Source organism: Brevibacillus borstelensis, assembly GCF_036700025.1.
In the GTDB taxonomy this organism is placed as follows: Bacteria; Bacillota; Bacilli; order Brevibacillales; family Brevibacillaceae; genus Brevibacillus; species Brevibacillus borstelensis.
Genome location: NZ_CP144922.1, coordinates 1,330,794 through 1,353,462, shown reverse-complemented (window position 1 = coordinate 1,353,462; position 22,669 = coordinate 1,330,794). Strand labels below are relative to the sequence as shown.

The window sequence follows — 22,669 nt, the reverse complement described above, 5'->3', positions numbered from 1 at the left end:
ACGTGGCTTTTGGTAATTCATTTGGTAGAATTGTTGGAGTGAATTTAAAGAAAAAAGCTCGGTAAATTGCCGAGCTTTTTGTCATATCAATGAGAGTCAGATAAAAACTCGTTGATTCTTTTCAATACCTTTTCTAAAGTTATGATGGAATTCAAAGTATTAGTTGGTTCAATGTCTAAAGAATGATTAGCATCGGGGATTCTTTCTATTTTAATATTTTGCTTAGTTTCAATTGCTTGGATTTTACTGGTAATAAAATGACTGTCTCTTTCACCTATGACAATAAGGGCAGAATGATTACTCATCAATAAAGCTTCAAAAATTGTATCCAGCTTTAATAATGGCGTAAGCAAAATCAATTTTGAATTCAAATAATTATCGTTTTTCATAAGCTTGTTGATGATAGGAATAGTACCGAGTGATTTTCCTAAAAAAACGGTATTTAGGTATTGTTGACTTTTAAGAACTTCGGTAATGACAGCAATTACATCATCATAAATAATATTTGTAATATCTTCCGTTGAAAGTTTGAATACATCTTGTCCGTAGGAATAATGGACGTGGACAACATCATACTGATTTTGAAGCATTGTCATTGTCGAATAGTAAAATAAAGGTTTCTCATACGTGTAACCTGTTCCAGAAAACATAAAGCAAACCACTGAACTTCCGTTTTCGATATGTGTGTATCGAACTTCTTTTTCATTTACAAATGTCGTTTTTCGATTAACCTTCATAATAGCTCCCCTTTTGTATCCTCTATTTGTTCTATTTTACTGTAAAATTGTATTTTTTCCTAAAAAAAAACCATCTAAACAATGCAAAGACGGTTTACTTGAAATAGATAATATCCTTCATGGAAAAGCTCTTATTCGTCAAACCCAAGCTTTGAGCAGGGGTTACTCTATTGTCTCCCCATTTATATGTCATACAGAAGTTATAGTACGTTCGAAGGATAGTGACAGCATACTGAGCATATTTCGGATTGAAGTTTGCATAGATATAGCTCTTCCCGTCTCCACGAGCAGTAACCAAAGGGCGTTCAAGGATTGAGATTCTTCTTCGCATCAGTTGCATGAAGTTATTAACTGCATAATCGTTGACCTTCATTAACATGTTGGCAACGTACTTCGTTTCTAATGTTGATATATCCGTTGTACAATCGACCCAACGATACCCTTGGTCTTTCGTGGCGAGGGGATGTTCCAAAGGATTCCTCGCCCAACGATAATAGTCATTACCACCGATATGAACCGTTTCGTGGAAATGATGATGTTTCAGGATTTCCACTAATTGATGATATGCCAATGCTGTAATAGAGCGGAACGTATAGCCCTTGCTTGTCCCCCAAGCCTTTAAGTCACGGATAGATTGTTCATATTCGGTATATGAGTCTCGAAGGCTTTTCCCTCGGTCAATTTTACATAAGAAATGGTGTGTTACTCCTTCTCTTATTTCTTTTGAAAACACTCGATATATGGCAGACATCAGTGAATAATCTTCATCAGTTACAAATCTCCATTTTTTTGTTTTTAGTATTTTTTGCAGATGCCAAAGCTGGGCAATCGCGGTGTATGTTGCGTTCACATGAAGTCCATCAATATACCTTTTTCGATTGTCAAACTCCTGTCGTTGACTCATGTATGCAGACGTTGATTCCGTATCATGCGGAGTGGGCGGTTGTGGTGCACAAGAGAAACGAAGCCGTGCATTTTTGCGAGCAAATTCGTGAAGGTGGTCTTCACATAGCTCTTTCGTATCTCGCTCAATGTCATCTAATGTAATGTCCCAATCATATGCAACATCTGCACGAAACACATATCGAGAGTCAACATCTGCGGTAACGACAATATTGGTTTGAGGCTTTTTCACTTCAATCATGTCGTAAAACTTTGAACCGTGTCCTTTTTTTCGAACATTATTTAGATTGTATTGCAACTTGTCGGTGTTGAGCCAAAGAGAATCAAATTGTTTGTTTTGAAGCGGTACTGATTCGTATCGCTCTAAGAACTCCAAGCACCTGCGATACATCTATTCCAACTTTCGGTAATAGGTATCAGAACTAATTTCTAATATCTCACAAACCCGTTTAACTGGCGTCCTGTTGAGTATGAGAGCTACGTAGGTGGGTAGGATATCGTTTCGCTGTTGATGATACGTTGTTGTTTCTCTACGTTCAGGAAGGACATTAGTTATCTTTTTACACGTCTTACACTGCCACTTCTGTGATTTTCCACTGCTTTTACCTCTACGATAAAAGTGATTGGGAGTGGCGAATGGAGTTATATCGTGTTTTAAGCATGAACCACGATGGAATTCATACTCTGGCTCCCAATCCTGAACACGGTCATGAGTAGCTAATCGTTTAATTTCCTCTGCGATAGACCAGTTGGACAGAGCATTCGTCGTACATTTCCATGTCATTTTTCCAATGGTAGTTGTCGGGTCTGGATTACACACAATAGCATGACTCGTACCTCCTTTTGCTCCTGAAAGTCGGTAACGAGACGGTTTCCCTTTCGCGGACTCGAATCGATGCTGTTCAAGACCAAACCATTTACAGTAGGGGTTGTCACAACGATTCATTTGAATGTTGTGATATTCTCCCTCATAGCCTAATGAAACCGTTCTAAATAAAACGTCCCTATATTTTTTCGCGAAATCAACAGGGGCGAGCAGGGGATAGTCTGCCTGTCTCGAATGTATTTCACTATCGGATATAGGACGTTGAATCTCTATAATACGGTCATCAAGCACCGCGAGACGTTTCAGTTTCGTCAAGTTCTAATTCCTCCGTTTCATCCAATAACAGTACCTTGGACAAGGCTCTCTTGTTTCGCCTTTTGCCATGTATCCAATCGATAAATTGCTCGTCCTTTAGGATGTTTTTCAAGAATTGGTCCACACACTCATCTTCTGAGTAGCCCGTGTATTCAGCATAGTATTTTACGATATCTTTTGTATGCTCTGATACTTTCCAGTTTGCTTTTATATCTAAATTTGGCTTTGGTTTTATAAATTCCATGTACGATTTCTCCTTTTAAAATGACATTCGAATTGACATAGATTTTGACATGAGTATTCCTCTCTTCATAAATTATTTCCAGTTCGTTAAAACTTATACATTTCCCTGCCAATATCCGTGTCATTTTTCAAAAAAATCCTTTGATAACAAGAAAAAAGGCGTGTTCGAACTATTGTCAGTTCGCACGCCATTTTGTGTTATTTTTTTGTTTTTGCACCTAAAAACCGAACCCGTTAAGATTAGTCTCCAGCCTTTTGGCTTGATACACACTTTCAGTTGTTGTTTACTCTTGTACCATCGCTTCGTATTTGTCTGCGTCCATCAGCTTTTTGAGCTCGCTTTCGTCAGACAGCTCCACAACGATCATCCATGCTTGCTCATAAGGAGAAGAGTTTACCAGCTCCGGCGCGTTTTCCAATTCGCCGTTTACTTCTACTACCTTCCCGCTGACAGGAGCATACAGTTCAGAAACGGTTTTTACCGATTCCACGCTGCCAAAAGGTTCGTCCTGTGTAATCGTGCTGCCCACCTCTGGCAGTTCGACAAAGACGATGTCGCCCAGCTCGGATTGAGCAAAAGAAGTAATGCCGATATACGCCTTGTTTCCTTCTACACGAACCCACTCGTGCTCTTCGCTGTAAAGAAGATGTTTAGGAAATTCCATCGTTCACGTATCCTCCTATCAGGTTCAATCAGGTACTCCATATTAATTGGACAGAGGGCCTAGGAATCCTCTTCAATCCCCAAAATTCGGTGGAGACGTTTTTTCACCAGGTTCAAGCCTTTTTCGCCAGCCTGGAAGTGGCGAAGCTGCAGGTTTTCATCGAACAGGTAGAAAGCCGGGACGTACTCATTCTGGAAGGCGTCTACGGTCTTCATTTCGTTGTCGATCGCGATCGGATGTGTCAGCTTGTGCTCGACGATCGTTTCCTTGATCTTTTGGATGTCTGTATCGGCCTCCGAGCGTGGCATGTGGATTCCGATCACCTTCAAGCCGTTCGCCGCGTATTTGTCGCGCCACTCCAGGATTTGCGGCATCGATTCCTTGCACATATAGCAGCTTACGGACCAGAAATGGATCAATACGGGACTTCCTGCCAAATCAGCTTTGCTCACCTGACCGTTTACCCATTCGGTAATCCCCGGGAAATCGGGCAATTCTTCGCGCAAACGCATCAAAAACAACCCCTTTCAAATGATCGTGGAACGAGAAAGACAGCAATCTTCCCGTCTTATTTGCCTCTTTTTTGTAAAAAAAGGGCCTAACAACTGGTTGTGTTAGACCCTTTTTCGTAAAGGGAGCAAGCTTTATATGGCTGCCCCGATCAATCGCGCTCCAATGCGGATGCTTACTTCGCAGTCAGGTGGCTTTGACCTGGACGCCAGTTAGCTGGGCAGAGACCGCCGGATTGCAGAGCTTGCAGAACGCGCAGTGTTTCTTCTACGGAACGGCCGATGTTCAGGTCGGTTACAACTTGGTAACGCAGAACGCCTTCCGGATCGATGATGAACAGACCGCGGAATGCTACGCCGCCTTCTTCATCCAGTACGCCGTAATCGCGAGCGGTTGTTTTCAGGAAGTCGGAAGCGAGCGGGTAGTTCAGGCCGCCCAGACCGTTTTGATCGCGAGGAGTGTTGATCCATGCGCGGTGGGAATGCTTGGAGTCTACGGATACACCGAGAACTTCCGCATCCAGGTCTTTGAAATCTTCGATCGAATCGCTCATCGCGATGATCTCAGTCGGGCAAACGAACGTGAAATCGAGTGGATAGAAGAACAGTACCAGCCATTTGCCACGGTAGTCGGAGAGAGATACCTTTCCGAAATCTTGACCATTGCCCAGAGCTGTTTCCATTGTGAAATCAGGAGCTGGAAGACCTACAAGACGTTGTGCCATATGTAAAACCTCCTTGGAATAAGTTTTTTCACCTACATGTTCCATCATAGCAACCTTGTTGTTTATAGTCAATACAATGTAGGAATCATTTTCAATTGATTGTCGTTTTTGTGGTGCCAGATGTATCCTTTCCGCTTTCACAGCACGATATACATCTGTTTTGCTCTCTTCTGCCGTTCAACAGGCCGCTTTTTGCGATCCGCTTGGCCGCTTCCCGCAGCAGGTCCGGCGGCTGCACCAGCGCGATCCGCACGTACCCTTCTCCCTGCTCGCCAAAAGCGCTTCCAGGCACGACCACGACCCCAGCCTCCTCCAAAAGCGCAAAAGCGAATTCGCGGGAGTTCCAGCCAGACGGAATTTTTGCCCAGACGAACATCGTCGCCTTGGGCGGCTCGATGACCCAGCCTGCCTCTCGCAGGGCTTTGATCAGGACATCGCGCCGCTCCTGATAAATTGAAGCAACCGTGTTGTCCTCCCCCGCTTCCCGGTCGCGCCTGAGCGCGGCAACAGCCATTTTTTGAACCGGCAGGAAGACGCCGTAGTCTACATTCGACTTGACGACTGCCAGCGGCTTGATGATCTCCGCGTTGCCGACCACATAAGCGATGCGGCACCCGGCCATGTTGAAGCTTTTGGAAAAGGAGTTGAATTCGATGCCGACGTCCTTGGCCCCCTCCGCCTGCAAAAAGCTGGGCGGCCGGTAGCCGTCAAAGGCCATTTCGGAATAAGCCAGATCATGCACGACAATCACATCGTGCCGCTTGGCAAAAGCGACAGCCTCTTCAAAGAAGGAAAGCGTCGCGACCGCCGATACCGGATTATTGGGATAGTTCAGAATCATGAAGCGAGCGCGTTTGGCCACCTCTTCCGGTATGGCATTCAGATCGGGCAAAAAAGCGTTTTCTGCCCGCAGCGGCATGGGGTATGGCTCCGCACCTGCCAGATGAACGCTGCCGGCATAAATCGGGTAGCCGGGATCGGGCACCAGCACAATGTCTCCGGGATCGGACCAGGCCAGGGCAAAATGAGCAAGACCGTCCTGAGAACCCATCAGGGAGTGAATCTCCGAGCGCGGGTCCAGCTCGACGCCGAAGCGGTACTGATACCAGCGGGCCACCTCCTGGCGAAACTCCTCTGTTCCGTCGCTCATCGGGTAGCCAAACGCACCCGGCTCCCGGATCGCCTCGGCCAGCGCCTCCACCAGCTCCGGAGCTGGCGGCTGATCAGGGCTGCCGATGCTCAGATCGATCACTGAACGCCCCGTTGCAACGCTCTTTTTTCGTTCGGCCAGTTCGGAAAAGATTGCCGAAGAAAGCTGTTCAAGGCGCCTGGAAGGGGTACGCATCGTCAGCGTCCCCCCCAAGCCTTTTCATACTCCTCTTCCTTGAACCCGACCGTAACTGTTTTTCCGTCAGAGACGAGCGGCCTTTTTAGCAGCTTCCCGTTGGAGGCCAGCAGCTTCAGCATCTCGTCTTCCGTCATCGATGGCAGCTTGTCCTTTAAGCCGAGCTCGCGGTAAAACTGGCCGCTCGTGTTGAAAAACTTGGTCAAGGGAAGTCCGCTTGCCTGCCACATGCTGCGCAGCTCGTCTTCTGTCGGAGGGGCATCCACGATCGGGATCTCCTCGATGGCGACATTGTGTTGGTTCAGCCATTGCTTGGCCTTTCGGCAGGTGCCGCATTTGTCGTACAGATAGGCTTTGATTGTCATGGAGCATATCCTCGCTTTCTTATCAAGCATAATGGTGTCTCGAATACTTGCTGTATCCCCAGTGTTTTCCTTTATTTTAACGCAGTTCCCGCGTTTATCAAACGGCTCCCTTAACAACGCGACGGCACATCGCCAGTCTGCCGGATCAAGACTTGTCCGTAAGAGCCTGTCTACCGAACAATCGACAATGTTTTCGTAAACTGGACCCCGTCCTTGGCTTCATACGGAATTTCCAACAAAGCGTAATCGTTTGCAAACGAGCGGTCTTCACTGTTTGCATAGTCGTACGTCTGGTACTTCACCGTTACTTCCTCTATCCATAGCGAAACATCCTCTACTTCCACCGAATCCGTCGGCGAAGACGACGTTTTGATGAGCACATACGTTTTTTTGCCATCGCGCAAGTATTCCGTTTTCCATTCCGGTGAGGCAAGCAGCGGCTCCAGCCAGTCCTGCACGTTTTTGGGCACTTCCTCCTTTTTCACCGCCTGATAGAGCGGAGCGACTGAACCGACATCTCCCGGGGACATGCCGTTAAAGCGCTCGACTGTCCAAATCTGGTCATAGGCTGGCCATTTTTTCATCTCGATTTCATACGCGGTGCCATCCGTAGTGGTTGCCAGCAGGATACGCGGGTTCACCGTCCGGCTGGTCGTCTGAAAGGTATTCAGCTTTTTTCCGAGCTTTTTCTCTACAAATGTGCGCAGCACCCATTTGTAATCCCTGCTGCGCGGTTCGGCCATCATTTCCTGCTTGTCTTTTTCCGTGATTTCAAAGCTTCCGCCTTTGTCGTCCGTCCGCCGAAAAGCATCCAGGATTGCATCGTGGTCGATGAAAGCGGGCTCCTTCGCGTTTTGCTCGGCCGCCTCAGCCGGTTGTTGAGCACTGTTTGCCGGAGGGGATGCTTCAGCGGCGGGAGCCTGATTCTGGAGCTTTGACCGCAACGCTTCGTTTTCCGCTATGACCCTGCCTGCCTGTTCCTCGTTTCTTTTGCTTTCCACATCAGTTCCTACCATATACCCGGCCCAAGCGCTTCCACAGATCAGCAACGCTGTCGCGACGGATAATGCCCATGTACGCATGAAGTGCCCTTCCCTTCCCCAATGGCTAGTTATTTGGATAAGAAAAAAGCAGCCGATCATGTCTGGCTGCCTTTTTCCTTCTAGACGTTTTTTATTCCGTTTTTGTTTCTGCCACATTCCCCGTACCCCGCTCGGCAGGATCTGCTTCCGCCCGGGGGTTCGCCTGCCACGTCCTGGCAAGCGGCGAGTAGGGGATGCCCAGCGGATCGGCCTGGGCTGCTTCTGCCAAGGTACCCGTCAACGGTTCCGTATATTCAATGCGCTCCGGTGCCATGCCGATCGCCTCCTCCAGTCTTTTGTTTCAGTCTGGAGGAAAAGCGGCCGCTTTATGCAGAAGCGCTGACTTGCACCTGATAGCCGGCGTGCTTTCTCGCCTGGAAAACGCCGTTTTCAAAAATCAGGTACTGTGCCTTGACACCGATCAATTTGCCGCCGACGCTTTCCTGCTTGTCCAATGTGAGCGAGTTGATCTTGTCCAACGACTCAAGGATCGGATAGGTAATGTCTATCCACTCGTCCTCACGGTAGCGAAAGGCTTTGAACTCGTCCGGGAAATGCGCGTACACCTCGTCTCTGAGGCTGAGCAGGTCCACCTCGCGGACATCGCCCTTGAGCATTTTTCTCCAGTTCGTCTTATCCGGCAAAAATTGGCTAAGATGGAATTCAAGCTCACCTGCCATGCGGCGTGTCGGTACCTCTGCGATCGGGATCGCGCGAATGGCTCCCTGGTCGACCCAGCGCTTTAGCTGATTGTTTTTCCTCGTCAGGCCGACTTTTACATCACTGGAAACAGCCAGATAAACGTAGTGCGGAATCATGCAATGAGTCTCGCCAAAGCTGGCATCCCGGCATGTTCCCTGATCATAGTGGCACTCGTGAGGCTTGACGATGCACAGATCGTTCTCCGGAAGCTTCGTAAAACAGGGATAGCAATATCCGCTGTTAAAGGTTTTGTTCGTTTTTCGTCCACAGGCGATACAGTTTTTCTCGCCCAGAAATGAGATCGTTATTTCGCTGCCCAGCAGCTCATTTAACGGCAGTCTCTCTTCGCCCAGCTGCAAATAGTAGTCAACAGGCTGATCCTTGCCGTGATACTGATGGGTCAACCCGTGCAAAATACCGCGGAGTTCCACCGTATTCTCTCCTCTCCTATGTACAGTCCTTTCATTTTACCATATCCCGCTCGCAGGCTGATTGCTGTTTTCTTTTGGCAGGATGATTTGAGTTGTGCGGGTGAAGCTAAAAGATAGTTACTTTGGAAGGAGGGATTGTTCTGCGCTATCGAGCGTTCATTCTGTCTTTCATCGCCTGTCTGCTGTTCGGGGTGGTGCCGACAGATGCGGCAAGAAGCCCTCTTCCTGCCTATGAGCCGATTCACCGGATCGACACAACCAACAAAGTGGTTGCCCTTACTTTCGACGATGGCCCCGATCCCAAATACACGCCCATCATCCTGGAGGTTCTGCACCGCAACAAGGTTCCCGCCACCTTTTTTGTGCTTGGCTCTCAAGTAGACAAGTATCCCAAGATTATGCACTGGATCAAGAAAGCAGGGCATGAAATCGGCAACCACGGCTATCATCATGGCGATTTGAACAAATTGACGGAGCAGGAGATTTACGAAGAAATCAAGCTGGGGGAAAAATCGATTCTCCGTTCTACCGGCGTGCTTGCCCAATATTACCGGCCCCCGGGGGGAGTCTTGACGCATGACGTCATGAATGCAGTCCAGTCCTGCGGCTATGACATCATCCACTGGTCGGTCGACCCGCGCGACTGGTCTTTGGCCCGGACGGCTTCCCACATCGCCAAAAGCGTCAAGAACGACGTGGCTCCCGGAGACATTATCCTGTTCCACGACGGCGGGCTGAATCAGCGGGAAACGATTGCCGCGCTGCAGGAGTTGATCACCGATCTGCGGAGGCAGGGCTATCGGTTCGTTACGGTCAGTCAATTGCTCGATGTGAAAGGAAGCAAGCGAGACGCGAACAAGAAGTAAAAATGCCCCCTGTATCGGGAGAGTCCTGCAAAATACCTCTGTTGAGGTTTGCGGATCGGGTAACGCACAGTATTTTTTTTTACAAAAAAGGACTTTAACGAAAAATGCAGTCCATTCTCCTTTAAGAGACGGGCTGCATTTTTTCTGCCAATTTTATCATCCGTTTTACATTTACGACGAAAGCCGTAAGTATTGCCTGTATTCGCATACGAAAGAGACCACGGTACTTGGCCTTGGTCATCCCATGATACCTTTTTAATTCAGCATTTTTGTGCTCAATAATCGGTCTGCGACGAATACGTTCTTTGAACGTATCGCTGTTTTCAAACTCGATTTGCGCCTTGTAGGGTTCCGCCACGATCCGGATGGAGTAGGTCTTGCTCTTTGCTCCTGGTTTGAAACAGCCTTCCCTAAGTGGGCATGTCTTACATTTCTCCGTATCGAAGTAAAAAACGAGAGAACGACTTTTGCCACTCTGCTTGCTTCCTTGGACAGCCTTTCGGATACTATGTTGTCCTGCCGGACAAATAACAAAGTCTGCATCCTTGTTGTACTCAAAGCCCTCTTGCTTCAGTCCCCCATTATGTACGACGGGGTTTAGCGGGACGACAGGTTTAATCCCCTTGGATTTCATCTCGGCCAAGTTATCTTTACCCGAATATGCGGTGTCAGCAATCACTTCTTGTACTTCTATTCCCACGTCAAGCGATTGGTTCAAAAGTTCTTTGAATTGTTTTCCGTCATCCGTACTTCCTCCGGTGACCTCCACAGCCGTAATGATTTCTTCATCCGTCATGGCAATATGCTCTTTGTAGCCAAAAAAGGATTTCGTATTGCTCTTCCATCCAAAGCGGGCATCTGGATCAATGGCCGACATAATGCCTTTATTGGCCAGCAGACGCTCATCTTCCACGATGGCCTTGGCGACCTTGATCTTCTCCGAGATGGAACCCTCATGATCGGGTAACAAAGTCTCGACTGTCTCTCCAAGTTCCGCCAAGTAGTGAAGCATGATCTTCTCGGCACCCTCTTGATCCTTCTTCAACTCCGGTAACCTCGGGAGTTTCTTTTCAAGTTTTGGATGCTTTTTCACCACAATACGGAATAAGCGCTTCGCCGCATCTCGCAGTACTTCAAGAGGCTTTTGTTTTGGCGAAGCTGCCAGTGTATAAGTGGAATCCACGATGATCGTCTTTGATTTCACAAGTCCTTTTTCGATGCACTGACGTACAACCGATTTGAGTACCTCGTCTACGGCTCCGGCTCCTAACCGATGATTACGAAAGCGGGATAACTGAGAGGGGTCAGGAAGGGTATCTTCTGGATTTAAACCTAAAAACCACTTATAAGCGAGGTTTACCTGCGTTTCCTGAATGATGCGTTCATCCGAAAGATTGTAGAGAACCTGTAAAAACAGCAAGCGAAACAGGAGCTCCGGCTCGTTAGCTGGTCTTCCGTAATGCTCACAATAAGAAGAACGAACCAATTCATGAATGAACGTGAAATCGACGATTTCATTGATTTTACATAATGGGTGATCCACGGGAATCAGTTTATATAATTCGGCATGGAAGGATGCCGTGATTTGTTTAGAGGGCTGTAGCAATGGTTCCAACTCTTTCGTTTTCTTTTTATTGTACATCAAAACCCGGTGTCGAAGCGGCACTGGGTTTCAGCCTGTTGAAAACCTACTGTTTCGGAGGAGAAGCATGTTTCCAGGCGGAGCGACTAGCGGAGTCCAGCCGAGCGGAACAGCGAAGCCCGGGGAGACAGAAGCGCAATCCATGAGTAACCTTCGGAGCTGCGCGCCGTTTTGCGCTTCCCCCGGGATCGCTGTGGAGCGGACAGTTTCACATCCTTGCAGGACGTAGACCGGAGCGCAGATCGGAAACATGCTTCTCCCCACTACAGCTACATTCTCGATAATTGAAACCCCAGTACCTAAGGGCACTAGGGTTACGGTTTACAGATATTAGGTGGACTTTTGCAGGGCTCTCGTATCGGGGGCCGATTTTTTTATACCGGTCGCTATGCCGAGGTCTTGCGCAAAAATGCCCGCAACCGCTCGTTTTTCGGATTGGACAACAGGGCTTCGGGTGCTCCCTCCTCCATGATGACGCCTTGATCCATGAAAATCACTCTGTCGCTCACTTCCCGGGCAAATCCCATCTCATGCGTGACGACGATCATCGTCATGCCTTCCTTGGCCAGATTCTTCATCACTGTCAAGACTTCTCCGACCAGCTCCGGATCCAGTGCCGAGGTCGGTTCGTCAAACAGCATGACCTTGGGGTTCATCGCCAAGGCTCTGGCAATCGCCACCCGCTGCATCTGTCCTCCGGAAAGGCGATCCGGATATACATCGGCCTTGTCCTCCAGCCCCACCTTTTTCAGCAGCGCCAGGCCCTGTTTTCTCGCATCCTCGGGGGTCATCTTTTTTACTTTGATCGGCGCGAGCGTAACGTTTTCCAGAACCGTTTTGTGCGGAAACAGGTTGAAGCGCTGGAACACCATTCCTACCTCTTCGCGCACCTTGTTGATGTCCACCCTCGGATCGGACAGGTCGTGGCCGTCAATCACGATGCGCCCGGCCGTCATCTCTTCCAATTGATTCAAGCAGCGCAGAAACGTGCTTTTTCCCGAACCCGACGGGCCGATCACGCATACGACCTCGCGTTCCGCCACTTGTGTCGTGATTCCTTTGAGCACCTGCAGGCTGCCGTAATTTTTTTTCAAATCCGTTACTTGGATAATCACGCTTCCGTACCCCCCGAACATATTCTCTCTTGTCTTATGACCAATTGTACCGCAATTTTTAGAAAATTGCATGAGTTTGTGAAATGACAGGCATGCGTAACCGGAAAGAGAAGAGCAAATGCTACATCTGAGGTGGTTTTCCATGAACCGTAAAAGATGGACGGCACTCTTTCTTGTACTGGCTGTTTTTGTCCTTGGCATCGGCGTCGAAAGCATCTTTGGAGGCATGCGCAATCTGACCGACCATCCCGAGTATGCCTGGGATGAACATGTCGTCTCCGGCTCCGGTACGGCCAAAATCGTACAGCTTTACGTCAATGGCACGATCACCAGTGAGCGCTCCACTGCATCTGTCACACCGATGGCCGACCTGTTGACCGAACAAATCAGGCGCATCGAGGGGGACGAGCAAGTAAAGGCAGTCGTCCTGCGGATCGAAAGCCCTGGCGGAGAGGTAGTCGCTACGGATGAACTGCACCGCCGCCTGCTGCGGCTCAAGGAGCTTCGCCAAATCCCGCTCGTTGTCAGCATGGGCTCGACTGCCGCATCGGGAGGCTACTACTTGGCTACAGCGGGAGATGCCATTTTCGCCAATCCCAATACGCTGACAGGCAGTCTGGGCGTCATTTTTACCCTGACCAACTACAGCAATGCCATACACAAGCTGGGAATCCAGGAGTATGCGATCAAAAGCGGACGCTTCAAGGATATCGGAAGTCCTGCCCGTCCGCTCACAGAGCCCGAGCGGCAAATTTTCCAAACGCTGGTCAACCAAAGCTACGATCGCTTTGTCGATGTAATCGTAAAGGGAAGAAGCCTCCCCCGGGAGCGCGTCCTGCAAATAGCCGACGGCCGCATTTACTCCGGCGAGCAGGCGAAGCGGCTGGGACTGGTGGATCGCTTTGGCGATCTGGAGGATGCTACCCGCTATGCCTTGACCCTGACTGGACTGCCGGAAGCGCAGATTGTTCGCTTTACCGAAAACATATCGCTTGGCAATCTGATCTTCCGCATGCAGCGTTACTGGTCCAACCCTGATCCGCTCGGCCTTGAGCGCATTTTGCAGCAGGGCTCGACGCCCAAGCTGTTGTACCAGTTTATCCCGTAACCATTTCTAATGGAGGTGTCCGCCATGCGGGACCAATCGTCGTCTGAAGCTGATTTTCCCGAATCCCTGCTCTCCGCTGATGCCGCCGCACGGACCGCGCTTGTCCAAGGCTTCGCAGGAGCCGAGCCGTCCGGAAGCGAGGATGCCTCCCAGGAGGCCAGCTATGCGTTTGCCGGCTTCTGGATTCGGGTCGGGGCTGCTCTGCTGGATGGACTTTTTCTCACCGGCATCAGCTTTTTGATCTTCAATCCGCTCCGCCGGGCTTTCACTGCCGGGCCGGACGTCTTTTCGTACATCGACTTGCTGGAAATCGTATTCGACTTCGCCTATGCCATCCTGCTGACCTGGTGGACGGGACAGACACTCGGAAAGCTCATCACCGGCATCCGCGTGGTCAATGCCCGCCAGCACCGCAGCCAGTTGACGCTGGGGCAGGTATTGCTGCGAGAGGTTGTGGGCAAATTTCTCTCTGCCCTGCCGCTGGGACTGGGGTATTTGTGGGCAGGGTGGAACCGGAAAAAGCAAGGCTGGCACGATCTGATTGCCAGGACGTATGTCATCCGAGACAGCAAACGTACGTAAGCCGAAGCAAAAGAAAAGGACTCGCCTTTATGGAAAAAGACGAGTCCTTTTTGCCCGGGTTTTACCTGCTTGCATTGTTCACAGTCGGAGCAGGCGTGGATGGCGTGTCATCGGAAAAGAACGGGATCACGATCAGACTGATGATAAAAAACAGAATCCAGATCATTCCCCGCTTGAAAACACAGGGCGTCATCATCAGGCAAACCCCTTTCTGGGAAAGATGACTGTATCCCTACGCTTCCCCTCTCTTCACATTTTTATGCTTATGACGCCACCGCGGTCTCCTGAGAAGAGCGGGTCGTGCGGAAAAACAGGCAAGCAGCCGCAAAACCGAACAGCAAAAGCCCCATCAGCCAGAAGATGCTCCGCGGGTCCCAGAGCTGGATCAACAGGCCGTTTACATTGGGGGCCAGGATGCTGGCGACGCCGAAATTCATGCTGGCAATGATCCCGGCTGTAGGGACCATCGCACCCGGCAAAATATCGGTCGCAAAGGCAAGACCGAGCGAGTAAAAGGAACCGACAGCCGCACCTGCAATCGCCAGCAGGAACATCATCATCCAGACGTTGTCGCCGCTGAGCGGGAACAGGATGAACGCCACGGCTCCGACGAGCGCACAGGCAAACATGACCCGCTTCCGGCCGATCCGGTCACTTAATGAGCCCAACGGAATTTGCAAAATGATGCTGCCCACGACAAAGGATGGCAGGATAACCGATACCCACTCGATGGAAATGCCGGTCCGCAAAGCATAAACCGGAAAGCTTCCGTTTAAAGACGTTTCCATAAATCCGTACAAAAACGACGGGATCAGCGCCAGCCAGCTTAACCGGAATACAGTCGTGTATCTGTTCTGTTTTTTCACACCGGCTTCAGTTGCCTTGATCTCTTCGGGAAAATCATTGCGGATGCGCGCCAGCAGAATAAACGCTGCCGCATACAACACGGTCAGTGCGGCAAACGGCGCCCAAAATCCTATCGGAAGCAGGTTGATCCCCAGCGGCCCTATGCTGAATCCGATGCCGTAGGCCAGACCGTAGAGCGACAAATCCCGTCCGCGCCTCTCCGGAGCGGCGATTTTGGTCACCCACATTTGACTGGCGTAGTGGAGACCGGAGTCGCCGATTCCCATCAGCATGCGGAGAACAAACCAGACCGCCAGATGGGAAAACACCGGAATCAGGACGGTGGCTGCGGTCACCATTAACAGCCCGCACAGAATCGTCGACCGATAACCGATCCGGCGCAGCGGGATTTCCAGCCAGGGTGACACAAGCAATATACCGATATACAAAGCGGCTGCATTCAACCCATTGGCGACCGATGAAACTCCCTGCTGCTCCAGCATCACGGCCAACAGCGGAATCGTCAGCCCCTGGCTGGCTCCCGCAATGACTACGACCAATATCAGCACCCAAAAGGTAAAACGTGTTGAAGACATGATGTATGCGTTCTCCTCTCCTGCACTCACTCTCTCTATTCATAATCTCCCCCTCACCCGGCGGCAAGGTCAAGATCAATCGCTATTGTTCTACTGTAGCAGAGATTTGCCCCTGCTGTAGCTGGTACATTTTTTGATACAGGCCATGCTGCGCCATCAGCTCGTCATGCGTGCCCCGCTCGACGACTTCGCCGCGGGACAGAACGAGAATCTGGTCGGCATGCTGAATCGTAGACAGGCGATGCGCGATGATAAACGTCGTGCGCCCCGCCGAAAGCACGTGCAGCGCCTCCTGGATCGCCGACTCTGTCTCGCTGTCGATGCTCGCTGTCGCTTCGTCCAGGATCAAAATAGCCGGATCGGCTGCGAGCGCCCGGGAAAACGAAATCAACTGCCGCTGTCCGGCAGACAAGGTCATCCCCCGCTCCACGACGGGTTCTTCGTATCCTCCGGGGAAGTGGCGTATAAACTCATCTGCCCTGACTGCCTCCGCCGCCTGTTTTACATCGTCATTCGTAAGCTTGTCATTGTACAAGCGAATGTTGAATCCGACACTGCCGGTAAACAAAAAAGGGTCCTGCAGCACCAGCCCTACATGGCGGCGAAGCGTCCGCGTATCCATTTCGCCCATGTCCATGCCGTCGATCAGGATGCGCCCTTTCGTCACCGGATAAAAGCCGAGCAACAGATTCATCAGCGAGCTTTTTCCCGACCCGGTGTGGCCGACCAGCGCTACCGTCTGTCCCGGCTTGGCCGTGAACGACACATCTTTCAAGACGTATTGATCACCCTGATAGGCAAAAGAAACGCGGTCAAAGACTACCTCTCCGCGCGGGCGCTCGATAGCCTTGCCTCCCTTCTCCTCTTCAGCCGGCGTATCGAGAATGTCAAACACGCGCTGCGAGGAGATGGCAGCCTGCTGCAATTGCGAAAGACGGTTCATAATCATGCTGATCGGCTCGAAAAAGCGTCCCATGTAATCGACGAAGGCAAACAGCGCGCCGAACGAAATGGCGCTGTGAAACGAAGTCGAGCCGAAATACCAGACAATCACCGTGAGAGAGATTTTCCAGATGAGATCAACGGCTGGTCTGAGCAAAAGCGACTCCAGGTTGTTCTCCTTCAGACGAACCCGAAAATACTCTTCGTTTACCTTGGCAAACTCCTCTTGAACCCCCGACTCTCGGCGAAACGCCTGGACGATCGTCATGTTTTGAATCATCTCGTTGATCGTGGCGTTCATATCGCTCAGCCTGCTGCGGATGACCGCATAATAGCGCGAGCTGAAGCGATGGTAAACGATAATGAGCGCGACGATCAACGGCACGCTTAAAAAGCAAAACAGGGCAAGCTGCGGCTGCAGGACAAAAAGCGCGATCAAAATCCCTACGAGGTATACCCCGTTCTGCACAAAAGTTGCCAGAACGCTGACGTACAGTTCACGAATGGCCTCCGTATCGTTGCTCACGCGGGAGACGATCTGACCGACCGGTGTCTTGTCAAAAAAGGAGACCGGCAGCTTCTGCAGGTGGGTGAACAAAATCATCCGCATGCGCTGGATGATGCGTTGAGCTGTCATCTGCAGCGTCAAAATTTGCGTATAGTTGCATGCCGCGCTGATCAGGATCAACAAGGCATAGCCGCCTGCCAAAAGCAATATCGGCGCAATCTCCCTGCTGTACAGCGCCTTCACCTCGTCCGCCGTCAAGCGGATTCCCTCCGCCTGATCAACCTCCTGCCCCGAGCGAACGAGCGTCGCCTTGACCCGCTCCCTTCCCTCGACGGCCGGAAGCGGCAAAAGCTTCGGCTCCCCGTCCTCGGACAGCTCACGGTCCAGCATATAGTAGGTCGTTCCCTCGGTCACGACCTGTGTCTTTTTCGCCTTTTGTGCATCGTCCGGAGGCAAGGACGACAGCCAATCCTCCCGGACGTAATACTCATCCGCCAGCCGGATCGCGATCTGGTTTCCTTCAATGGTAAGCGGTTCCTTTTCAAAGCGATACCACGTCTTCTGAACCGCCAGAATGTGATTGTCAATCATCACTTTTGCCAAAAAGGGGCCGGCCAGTTCCGCGGCAGTACCGAGCAGGAGCAGCAGCAGGGCCCCTGCGATCTGTCTGCGAAACGGCATGGCGTACTCTACAAGCCGCTTCCATACTTGTTTGCCGTTCATTACACGTTCCCCTCTCTCCCCTTAACCCGCGACGTCTTGTTCCATCTGCTGCCTGCGGTACTGCTCCGCATACCAGCCGTTTTGCGCCATCAATTCATCATGCGTCCCCCGCTCCACGATCCTGCCCTCGTCCAGCACCAAAATCAACTGGGCATGCTGGACCGCAGAGAGCCGGTGGGCGGTGATGATCGTCGTCTTTCCTTTGCGTTCATCGCGGAGGTGGCGAAGAATGCTTTCCTCCGTCCTCGCATCGACTGCGGACAGACAGTCATCGAGAATGAGGATGTCAGCGTTCATCAGCAGGGCACGGGCAATCGAGATGCGCTGCTTCTGTCCCCCTGAGAGGGTGACCCCTTTTTCACCGACCATGGTTCCGAGCCCTTCCGCGAATTGCGCTACATCGCCTTTCATTTCGGCCAGGGAGAGCGCATGCCACACTTCCTCTGTAGTCGCCTGCGGCGAGCCGAAAGCGACGTTCGCTTCGATCGTTCGGGAAAACAGCAGATGCTCCTGGGGAACGTAGGCGATTTTCCCGCGCAGGGCAGACAGCGAAATCCGTTCTACCGGCTTCCCTCCGACAAACAGGGCGTCCGACTCTACCGGGTACTGATGCAACAGAGTCCGGCAAAGCGTTGACTTCCCGCTTCCCGTCCTGCCCACGATCCCCAGCGTCTCTCCTTCGTGCAGCATGAAGCTGATATCCGACAAGGCGTCCTTCTCTGCCTGCGGATAGCGGAAGGTAAAGCCTCTCGCCTCGACAGTATTGTCCGGAACATCTTCCACCACAGTTTCGCTGTCCACCACGTCAGGCCGTTCGGCGAACAATTCCGACAACCGCTTTTGCGAAGCGCTCCCCCGCTGAAGGATGTTCATCAGCCAGCCAAAGGCAAACATCGGCCAGATGAGCAGCCCGAGGTAAAGGTTGAATGCGACCAGATCGCCCAGGGAAATCGCGCTGGAAAAGACAAGGTAGGTCCCGTAGCCAAGCCCGATGAGAAAGCTGAAGCCGATGATAATGCCGATCGTCGGTTCGAACAGGGCGTCGATCCGGGAAACGCTGATATTCCGCTCCATCGTCTTCTCACTGACCCGGCGAAACGCCTCCACATCCTCTTTTTCCTGTACAAAAGCCCGCAGGACCCGGACGCCTGAGACGGACTGCTGCACATGGTCGTTCATCTCGCCAAACGCTTCCTGTGCCAGGTAAAACCGGTCGTGCAAAAGCTTGCCGTAATAAGCGGTCGCCCAGGCCAAAAACGGCATCGGAATAAGTGCCGCCAGCGTCAACTGCCAGTCGATGGCCACCATCATGACAGCCAAAGTCAACAGCGTGGCGAACAGGGAGTCGACCAGCGTCAGTACGCCCATCCCTGCTGTCTGTTCGATTGCGGGAATGTCGTTGGTAGCCAGCGCCATCAAATCACCGGAACGACGGCGCGAGTAAAAGGACGGCGACATCCGGGTCAAATGGCCAAACAGCCGCTCGCGAAGCGTCCGCTCCAGCATCAGCGAACCGCCGAACAGCAGGTACCGCCAAAAGAAACGGAGCCCGTACAAGATAAGGCCAATCAAAAGCAGCGTGACAATCGTCGTCGCCAATCCAGATGTCGTCAGCGATCCATTGCGGATTTGATCCACCGTTTGCCCGATCAGCCGGGGAGGCCACAGCATGAGCAGATCAATCAAAAACAGAAAAGCAATCCCTACTGTATATCGTTTCCAATATTTTCTGAAAAACCAGGACAATTGCCGCAAAATATCCACGCCGTCCGTCCCTCCTTCCTTATCCTATTAGAAAACTTGGCTCCGCCATGATTGTGGCGGAGCCTCCGTAATCCGGTTATCAACAGGGACGACTTTGACCCTGTCGATCAAAAGAAAGGGATGCGATATACGCAATCCCTTTTCCAATATCTTCATGGTAGTTTACACAAAATTTCTTGTCAATCCAGCTTTTTCTATCGGCAGCAAAAAACTGAAGGACTCAACGCCACTCTGACGCCAGCATGCCGTAGACGGCGTGATCGACGTAATGATCGTAGAGAAATTCGTTGCTTCGCAGGATTCCCTCCAGCTTGAACCCGAGGCGCTCCGGAATGGCCCTGCTCTTTTTGTTCTCGGTAGCGGCGTGAATGGCGACCTTTTGCAAGTCCCACTCGCCAAAGATCAAGTGATCCAGATAGGCCGAGACGGCGGCCGTCATCAGTCCGTGCCCGGTGTACTGGGCTCCGAGCCAATACCCGATGGACGTCTTCCGGTTTGTCCAGTCGATATGATGTACGCCCACTGTTCCTGTCAGACGACCGTTGTACCAAATCCCGAAATGGGTGCCCTGCCTGCGGCTGTCCTGATCCAGAGTGGCAGAGATGAACCTTCTGGTATCCGCCACGTTTGTGACGATATCCAGCCACGGAAGCCATTCGCGCAGATGGAGACGATTGGTATCGGTCAGCCAGAACATTTCCTCTGCATCGGCAAGCTCCAAGCGCCTCAACGCTGCATGCTGCGTTATCGGAATAACCTTCATGTCATCTCTCCCCTTCTTCAAAAGTGAAAAAGAGCGCCCGAGGGCGCTTTTGTTATACAGCCACGATTTATTGCTTGGAATTGCGGATATCTTCCGGCTTGAAAATGCCGGTTTCGGTGACGATTGCCGTTATATATTCCGCTGGCGTTACGTCGAATGCCGGGTTGTAGACCTTGATGCCGTCCGGAGCCACCTGCTTGCCCAAGCCGTGCGTGATTTCCTCCGCCGGACGCTCCTCGATCGGAATGTCCGCTCCCGTCGGCGTTTCCAGATCGACAGACGACAGCGGTGCAGCCACGTAAAACGGGATGCCATGGGCTTTCGCCAGCACGGCAACGCCATACGTTCCGATTTTATTGGCGACGTCGCCGTTCGCCGCTACGCGGTCGGTTCCTACGATGACAGCCTGCACTTTTCCCTGCGCCATCACCATGGCCGCCATGTTGTCGCAGATCAGCGTGACGTCGATTCCCGCCTGCTGCAGCTCGTAGGCGGTCAGCCGCGCTCCCTGGAGCACCGGCCTCGTTTCGTCAGCGTATACCTTCAGGTTCCAGCCGCGTTCCTTGGCCAGATAGAGCGGAGCTGTCGCCGTCCCGTAAGCGGCGGTAGCCAGCGCCCCTGGATTGCAGTGGGTCAGGATGCCCATTCCATCCTGCAGCAAGGTGAGGAGGTGTTCGCCTATCGTCCGGCATACTTCGGCATCCTCGCGCTGTATCGTGAGAGCTTCGTCCAAAACCGCCGCTTTCAACGCGTCTACCGGTTTTTCTCCCTCCTGCTGGACGCGTGCTTTGACCCGATCGATCGCCCAGAACAGGTTCACCGCTGTAGGGCGTGCTGTCGCCAGGTAGTCAGCCTGCTCGAGCAATTGATTCCAGAGGGCTGACGAATCTGCCGCTTCGCTGTTCCGCACGCCGAGGTAAAGCCCGTATGCCGCAGCCATCCCGATCGCAGGGGCGCCGCGAACCTGCAGGTGGCGGATTGCCGCCCATACTTCCTCAGACGTATGGAGGGAAAGAAAGACTGTTTCTACCGGTAAACGCGTCTGGTCGAGCAGAAGAAGAGAGTCTCCTTCCCACTTTACAGGTGCGAATGCTTCATGAATTGTGGTCATACCGCTGCTGCCTCCTGATCAAATCTTGTTGTCGCATTGCGAACGATGTCTGTGATGTCGGTCGAATCTTCGATGCCGCCCCGCTTCAGGATCAGCTCCTGACCGATCAGCAGTGCCAGCCGTTCCGCTTCGGCACGGGTTTTTTCGTCGCTGATGCTGTTCAGATCGGCGACACCCGCCAGCCCGATCACGCGGCGAAGGATTTTACAGCCTGCAAACCCGGCCGTATCCTGGATCAACCGCTTCACGTAGCTCTGCCAGAGCCCTTCTACATGTGCGCTGCGCTCTTTCGCCTGCTTGTGCCATAGCTGGACGAACTGGGAGACGAACTCGTTCCAGACGTCTTCGACAGTTGTAAGCAGGTATTCGCGATAAGACTCCCGCTTTCCTCCATCCTTCTCCAGTCCGTGCTGGCCGGCATAATTCAGGAGCAGATTGGCGATTACCGCGCCGATGTCAAAGCCAATCGGGCCGTAGTAAGCGAATTCCGGGTCGATGACCTTGGTCGAGGTTTCGGTGACGAAAATGCTGCCTGTATGAAGGTCGCCATGCAGCAGCGCCTCTGCACGGGTGAGGAAATCGTACTTCAGCTTGGCGATTTCCAGCTTGAGCGGCTTGTTCTTCCAGATTTCCTCCACTTCCCGCCGAATCAGCGGGTTGAAGCTGTTGGTCGGCGCATTTTCGTAAGGATCGGTAAACACCAAGTCTTCCGTAATTTTGCACAATTCCGGATTCAAGAATGTTCCGACAAGCGCTTTTTTCTCGTAGGGATGCGCTCCCAGATCAGACGTGAAAAAGAGCGTGTGGGCCATGAAACGTCCGATTTGCTTCGCGAAATTTGGATAGCGTCGCCCCTCGATCAATCCTTTGCGCATCAGGATGTGATCGCTGAGATCCTCCATGACGGTCAAGGCAAGCTCCTGATCGTAGTGGTACACCTGCGGCACGAGGTCCGGAACGTATTTGTACTGGATGCGCAGCGCTTCACTCTCGATGCGGGCGCGATCAAGCGTCAGCGGCCACGACTCGCCTACGACGCGGGCATAAGGCAGAGCCTGCTTCACAATCACGCTTTTGCCGGTCGCTTCATCGCGGATGTGAAAGACAAGATTCAGGTTGCCGTCGCCTATCTCGCGGGAGGACAGGACAGCCCCTGCTTCAAACAGGCCGGGCAGCTCTTTTACATACTGTACTGCTTCTTGTTCACTCAAAGCACGATAAGCCATAACTTGTTTCTCCCCTCACGTGAATCGAT

General features: G+C 51.7%; 24 protein-coding genes. 4 read left to right on the top strand and 20 right to left on the bottom strand.

The genetic code is table 11. The annotated features are described in order from the left end of the window. Positions 1–86: 86 nt before the first annotated feature. From V5G20_RS06230 to V5G20_RS06175, 12 genes are all read right to left on the bottom strand, one after another. A complete protein-coding gene (locus V5G20_RS06230) occupies positions 87–737 on the bottom strand; it encodes an alpha/beta family hydrolase (protein ID WP_122957768.1) in 651 nt (216 codons plus the stop codon). A 94-nt stretch (positions 738–831) separates the two neighbouring features. After that, positions 832–2,016, bottom strand: coding sequence for a hypothetical protein (locus V5G20_RS06225; RefSeq protein ID WP_338463274.1), 1,185 nt, complete (start codon positions 2,014–2,016; stop codon positions 832–834). A 15-nt stretch (positions 2,017–2,031) separates the two neighbouring features. After that, positions 2,032–2,781 carry a hypothetical protein gene (locus V5G20_RS06220; protein ID WP_338463273.1) on the bottom strand — a complete coding sequence of 250 codons (750 nt, stop codon included), beginning with the start codon at positions 2,779–2,781 and terminating at the stop codon, positions 2,032–2,034. After that, the gene (locus V5G20_RS06215) at positions 2,750–3,025 is read right to left on the bottom strand and encodes a hypothetical protein (RefSeq protein WP_122957770.1); all 276 of its coding nucleotides are present in this window, start codon (positions 3,023–3,025) and stop codon (positions 2,750–2,752) included. Before V5G20_RS06215 ends, V5G20_RS06220 begins: the two co-directional genes overlap by 32 nt. Before the next feature lie 283 nt (positions 3,026–3,308). Further along, positions 3,309–3,689, bottom strand: a complete 381-nt coding sequence (gene gcvH, locus V5G20_RS06210) for a glycine cleavage system protein GcvH (RefSeq protein WP_003391386.1) — start codon at positions 3,687–3,689, stop codon at positions 3,309–3,311. 59 nt (positions 3,690–3,748) lie between these two features. Beyond that, entirely contained in the window at positions 3,749–4,201 is a 453-nt protein-coding gene (locus tag V5G20_RS06205) for a redoxin domain-containing protein (protein WP_003391383.1), read from the bottom strand. A gap of 173 nt (positions 4,202–4,374) precedes the next feature. Then, positions 4,375–4,923: a peroxiredoxin gene (locus V5G20_RS06200; protein ID WP_003391382.1), complete on the bottom strand. Its 549-nt coding sequence runs from the start codon at positions 4,921–4,923 to the stop codon at positions 4,375–4,377. 91 nt (positions 4,924–5,014) lie between these two features. Beyond that, positions 5,015–6,268 (bottom strand): LL-diaminopimelate aminotransferase, encoded by a 1,254-nt coding sequence (locus V5G20_RS06195; RefSeq protein WP_338463272.1) that lies wholly within the window; start codon positions 6,266–6,268, stop codon positions 5,015–5,017. A gap of 2 nt (positions 6,269–6,270) precedes the next feature. Beyond that, positions 6,271–6,633, bottom strand: coding sequence for an arsenate reductase family protein (locus V5G20_RS06190; RefSeq protein ID WP_024985561.1), 363 nt, complete (start codon positions 6,631–6,633; stop codon positions 6,271–6,273). A gap of 170 nt (positions 6,634–6,803) precedes the next feature. After that, complete coding sequence (locus tag V5G20_RS06185; protein ID WP_122957771.1) at positions 6,804–7,715, bottom strand: hypothetical protein; 912 nt, start codon at positions 7,713–7,715, stop codon at positions 6,804–6,806. Positions 7,716–7,806: 91 nt separating this feature from the next. Then, the gene (locus V5G20_RS06180; protein ID WP_035990993.1) at positions 7,807–7,989 is read right to left on the bottom strand and encodes a hypothetical protein; all 183 of its coding nucleotides are present in this window, start codon (positions 7,987–7,989) and stop codon (positions 7,807–7,809) included. A 52-nt stretch (positions 7,990–8,041) separates the two neighbouring features. Next, positions 8,042–8,848 carry a DUF2797 domain-containing protein gene (locus V5G20_RS06175; RefSeq protein WP_003391373.1) on the bottom strand — a complete coding sequence of 269 codons (807 nt, stop codon included), beginning with the start codon at positions 8,846–8,848 and terminating at the stop codon, positions 8,042–8,044. Between the two features lie 179 nt (positions 8,849–9,027). Between V5G20_RS06175 and V5G20_RS06170 the strand changes: the two genes are divergently transcribed. Beyond that, a complete protein-coding gene (locus V5G20_RS06170) occupies positions 9,028–9,714 on the top strand; it encodes a polysaccharide deacetylase family protein (protein ID WP_227278116.1) in 687 nt (228 codons plus the stop codon). Between the two features lie 121 nt (positions 9,715–9,835). On the opposite strand, the gene V5G20_RS06165 is transcribed toward V5G20_RS06170, so the two are convergent. Together V5G20_RS06165 and V5G20_RS06160 are read right to left on the bottom strand one after the other, a co-directional pair. Continuing rightward, the gene (locus V5G20_RS06165) at positions 9,836–11,320 is read right to left on the bottom strand and encodes an IS1182 family transposase (RefSeq protein ID WP_422387982.1); all 1,485 of its coding nucleotides are present in this window, start codon (positions 11,318–11,320) and stop codon (positions 9,836–9,838) included. A gap of 422 nt (positions 11,321–11,742) precedes the next feature. Further along, the gene (locus V5G20_RS06160; protein ID WP_003391369.1) at positions 11,743–12,471 is read right to left on the bottom strand and encodes an amino acid ABC transporter ATP-binding protein; all 729 of its coding nucleotides are present in this window, start codon (positions 12,469–12,471) and stop codon (positions 11,743–11,745) included. A 142-nt stretch (positions 12,472–12,613) separates the two neighbouring features. Between V5G20_RS06160 and sppA the strand changes: the two genes are divergently transcribed. Genes sppA through V5G20_RS06145 form a run of 3 tightly spaced genes read left to right on the top strand, consistent with a single transcriptional unit; the run spans position 12,614 to position 14,385 of the window. Continuing rightward, positions 12,614–13,579 carry a signal peptide peptidase SppA gene (gene sppA / locus V5G20_RS06155; protein WP_171506055.1) on the top strand — a complete coding sequence of 322 codons (966 nt, stop codon included), beginning with the start codon at positions 12,614–12,616 and terminating at the stop codon, positions 13,577–13,579. Positions 13,580–13,603: 24 nt separating this feature from the next. Continuing rightward, positions 13,604–14,161 (top strand): RDD family protein, encoded by a 558-nt coding sequence (locus tag V5G20_RS06150; protein WP_003391365.1) that lies wholly within the window; start codon positions 13,604–13,606, stop codon positions 14,159–14,161. A gap of 29 nt (positions 14,162–14,190) precedes the next feature. After that, the gene (locus V5G20_RS06145; protein WP_003391363.1) at positions 14,191–14,385 is read left to right on the top strand and encodes a hypothetical protein; all 195 of its coding nucleotides are present in this window, start codon (positions 14,191–14,193) and stop codon (positions 14,383–14,385) included. A 39-nt stretch (positions 14,386–14,424) separates the two neighbouring features. Here V5G20_RS06145 and V5G20_RS06140 read toward each other — a convergent pair whose 3' ends face one another. From V5G20_RS06140 to mtnK, 6 genes are all read right to left on the bottom strand, one after another. Then, positions 14,425–15,603, bottom strand: coding sequence for an MFS transporter (locus tag V5G20_RS06140; protein ID WP_003391361.1), 1,179 nt, complete (start codon positions 15,601–15,603; stop codon positions 14,425–14,427). 82 nt (positions 15,604–15,685) lie between these two features. Beyond that, positions 15,686–17,776: an ABC transporter ATP-binding protein gene (locus V5G20_RS06135; protein ID WP_024985566.1), complete on the bottom strand. Its 2,091-nt coding sequence runs from the start codon at positions 17,774–17,776 to the stop codon at positions 15,686–15,688. 21 nt (positions 17,777–17,797) lie between these two features. Beyond that, positions 17,798–19,540 (bottom strand): ABC transporter ATP-binding protein, encoded by a 1,743-nt coding sequence (locus V5G20_RS06130; RefSeq protein WP_024985567.1) that lies wholly within the window; start codon positions 19,538–19,540, stop codon positions 17,798–17,800. A 220-nt stretch (positions 19,541–19,760) separates the two neighbouring features. Then, the gene (locus V5G20_RS06125) at positions 19,761–20,303 is read right to left on the bottom strand and encodes a GNAT family N-acetyltransferase (RefSeq protein ID WP_003391355.1); all 543 of its coding nucleotides are present in this window, start codon (positions 20,301–20,303) and stop codon (positions 19,761–19,763) included. Between the two features lie 67 nt (positions 20,304–20,370). Then, positions 20,371–21,414: an S-methyl-5-thioribose-1-phosphate isomerase gene (gene mtnA, locus V5G20_RS06120; RefSeq protein WP_031931601.1), complete on the bottom strand. Its 1,044-nt coding sequence runs from the start codon at positions 21,412–21,414 to the stop codon at positions 20,371–20,373. After that, the gene (gene mtnK, locus V5G20_RS06115) at positions 21,411–22,640 is read right to left on the bottom strand and encodes an S-methyl-5-thioribose kinase (protein WP_031931602.1); all 1,230 of its coding nucleotides are present in this window, start codon (positions 22,638–22,640) and stop codon (positions 21,411–21,413) included. Before mtnK ends, mtnA begins: the two co-directional genes overlap by 4 nt. Positions 22,641–22,669: the final 29 nt, after the last annotated feature.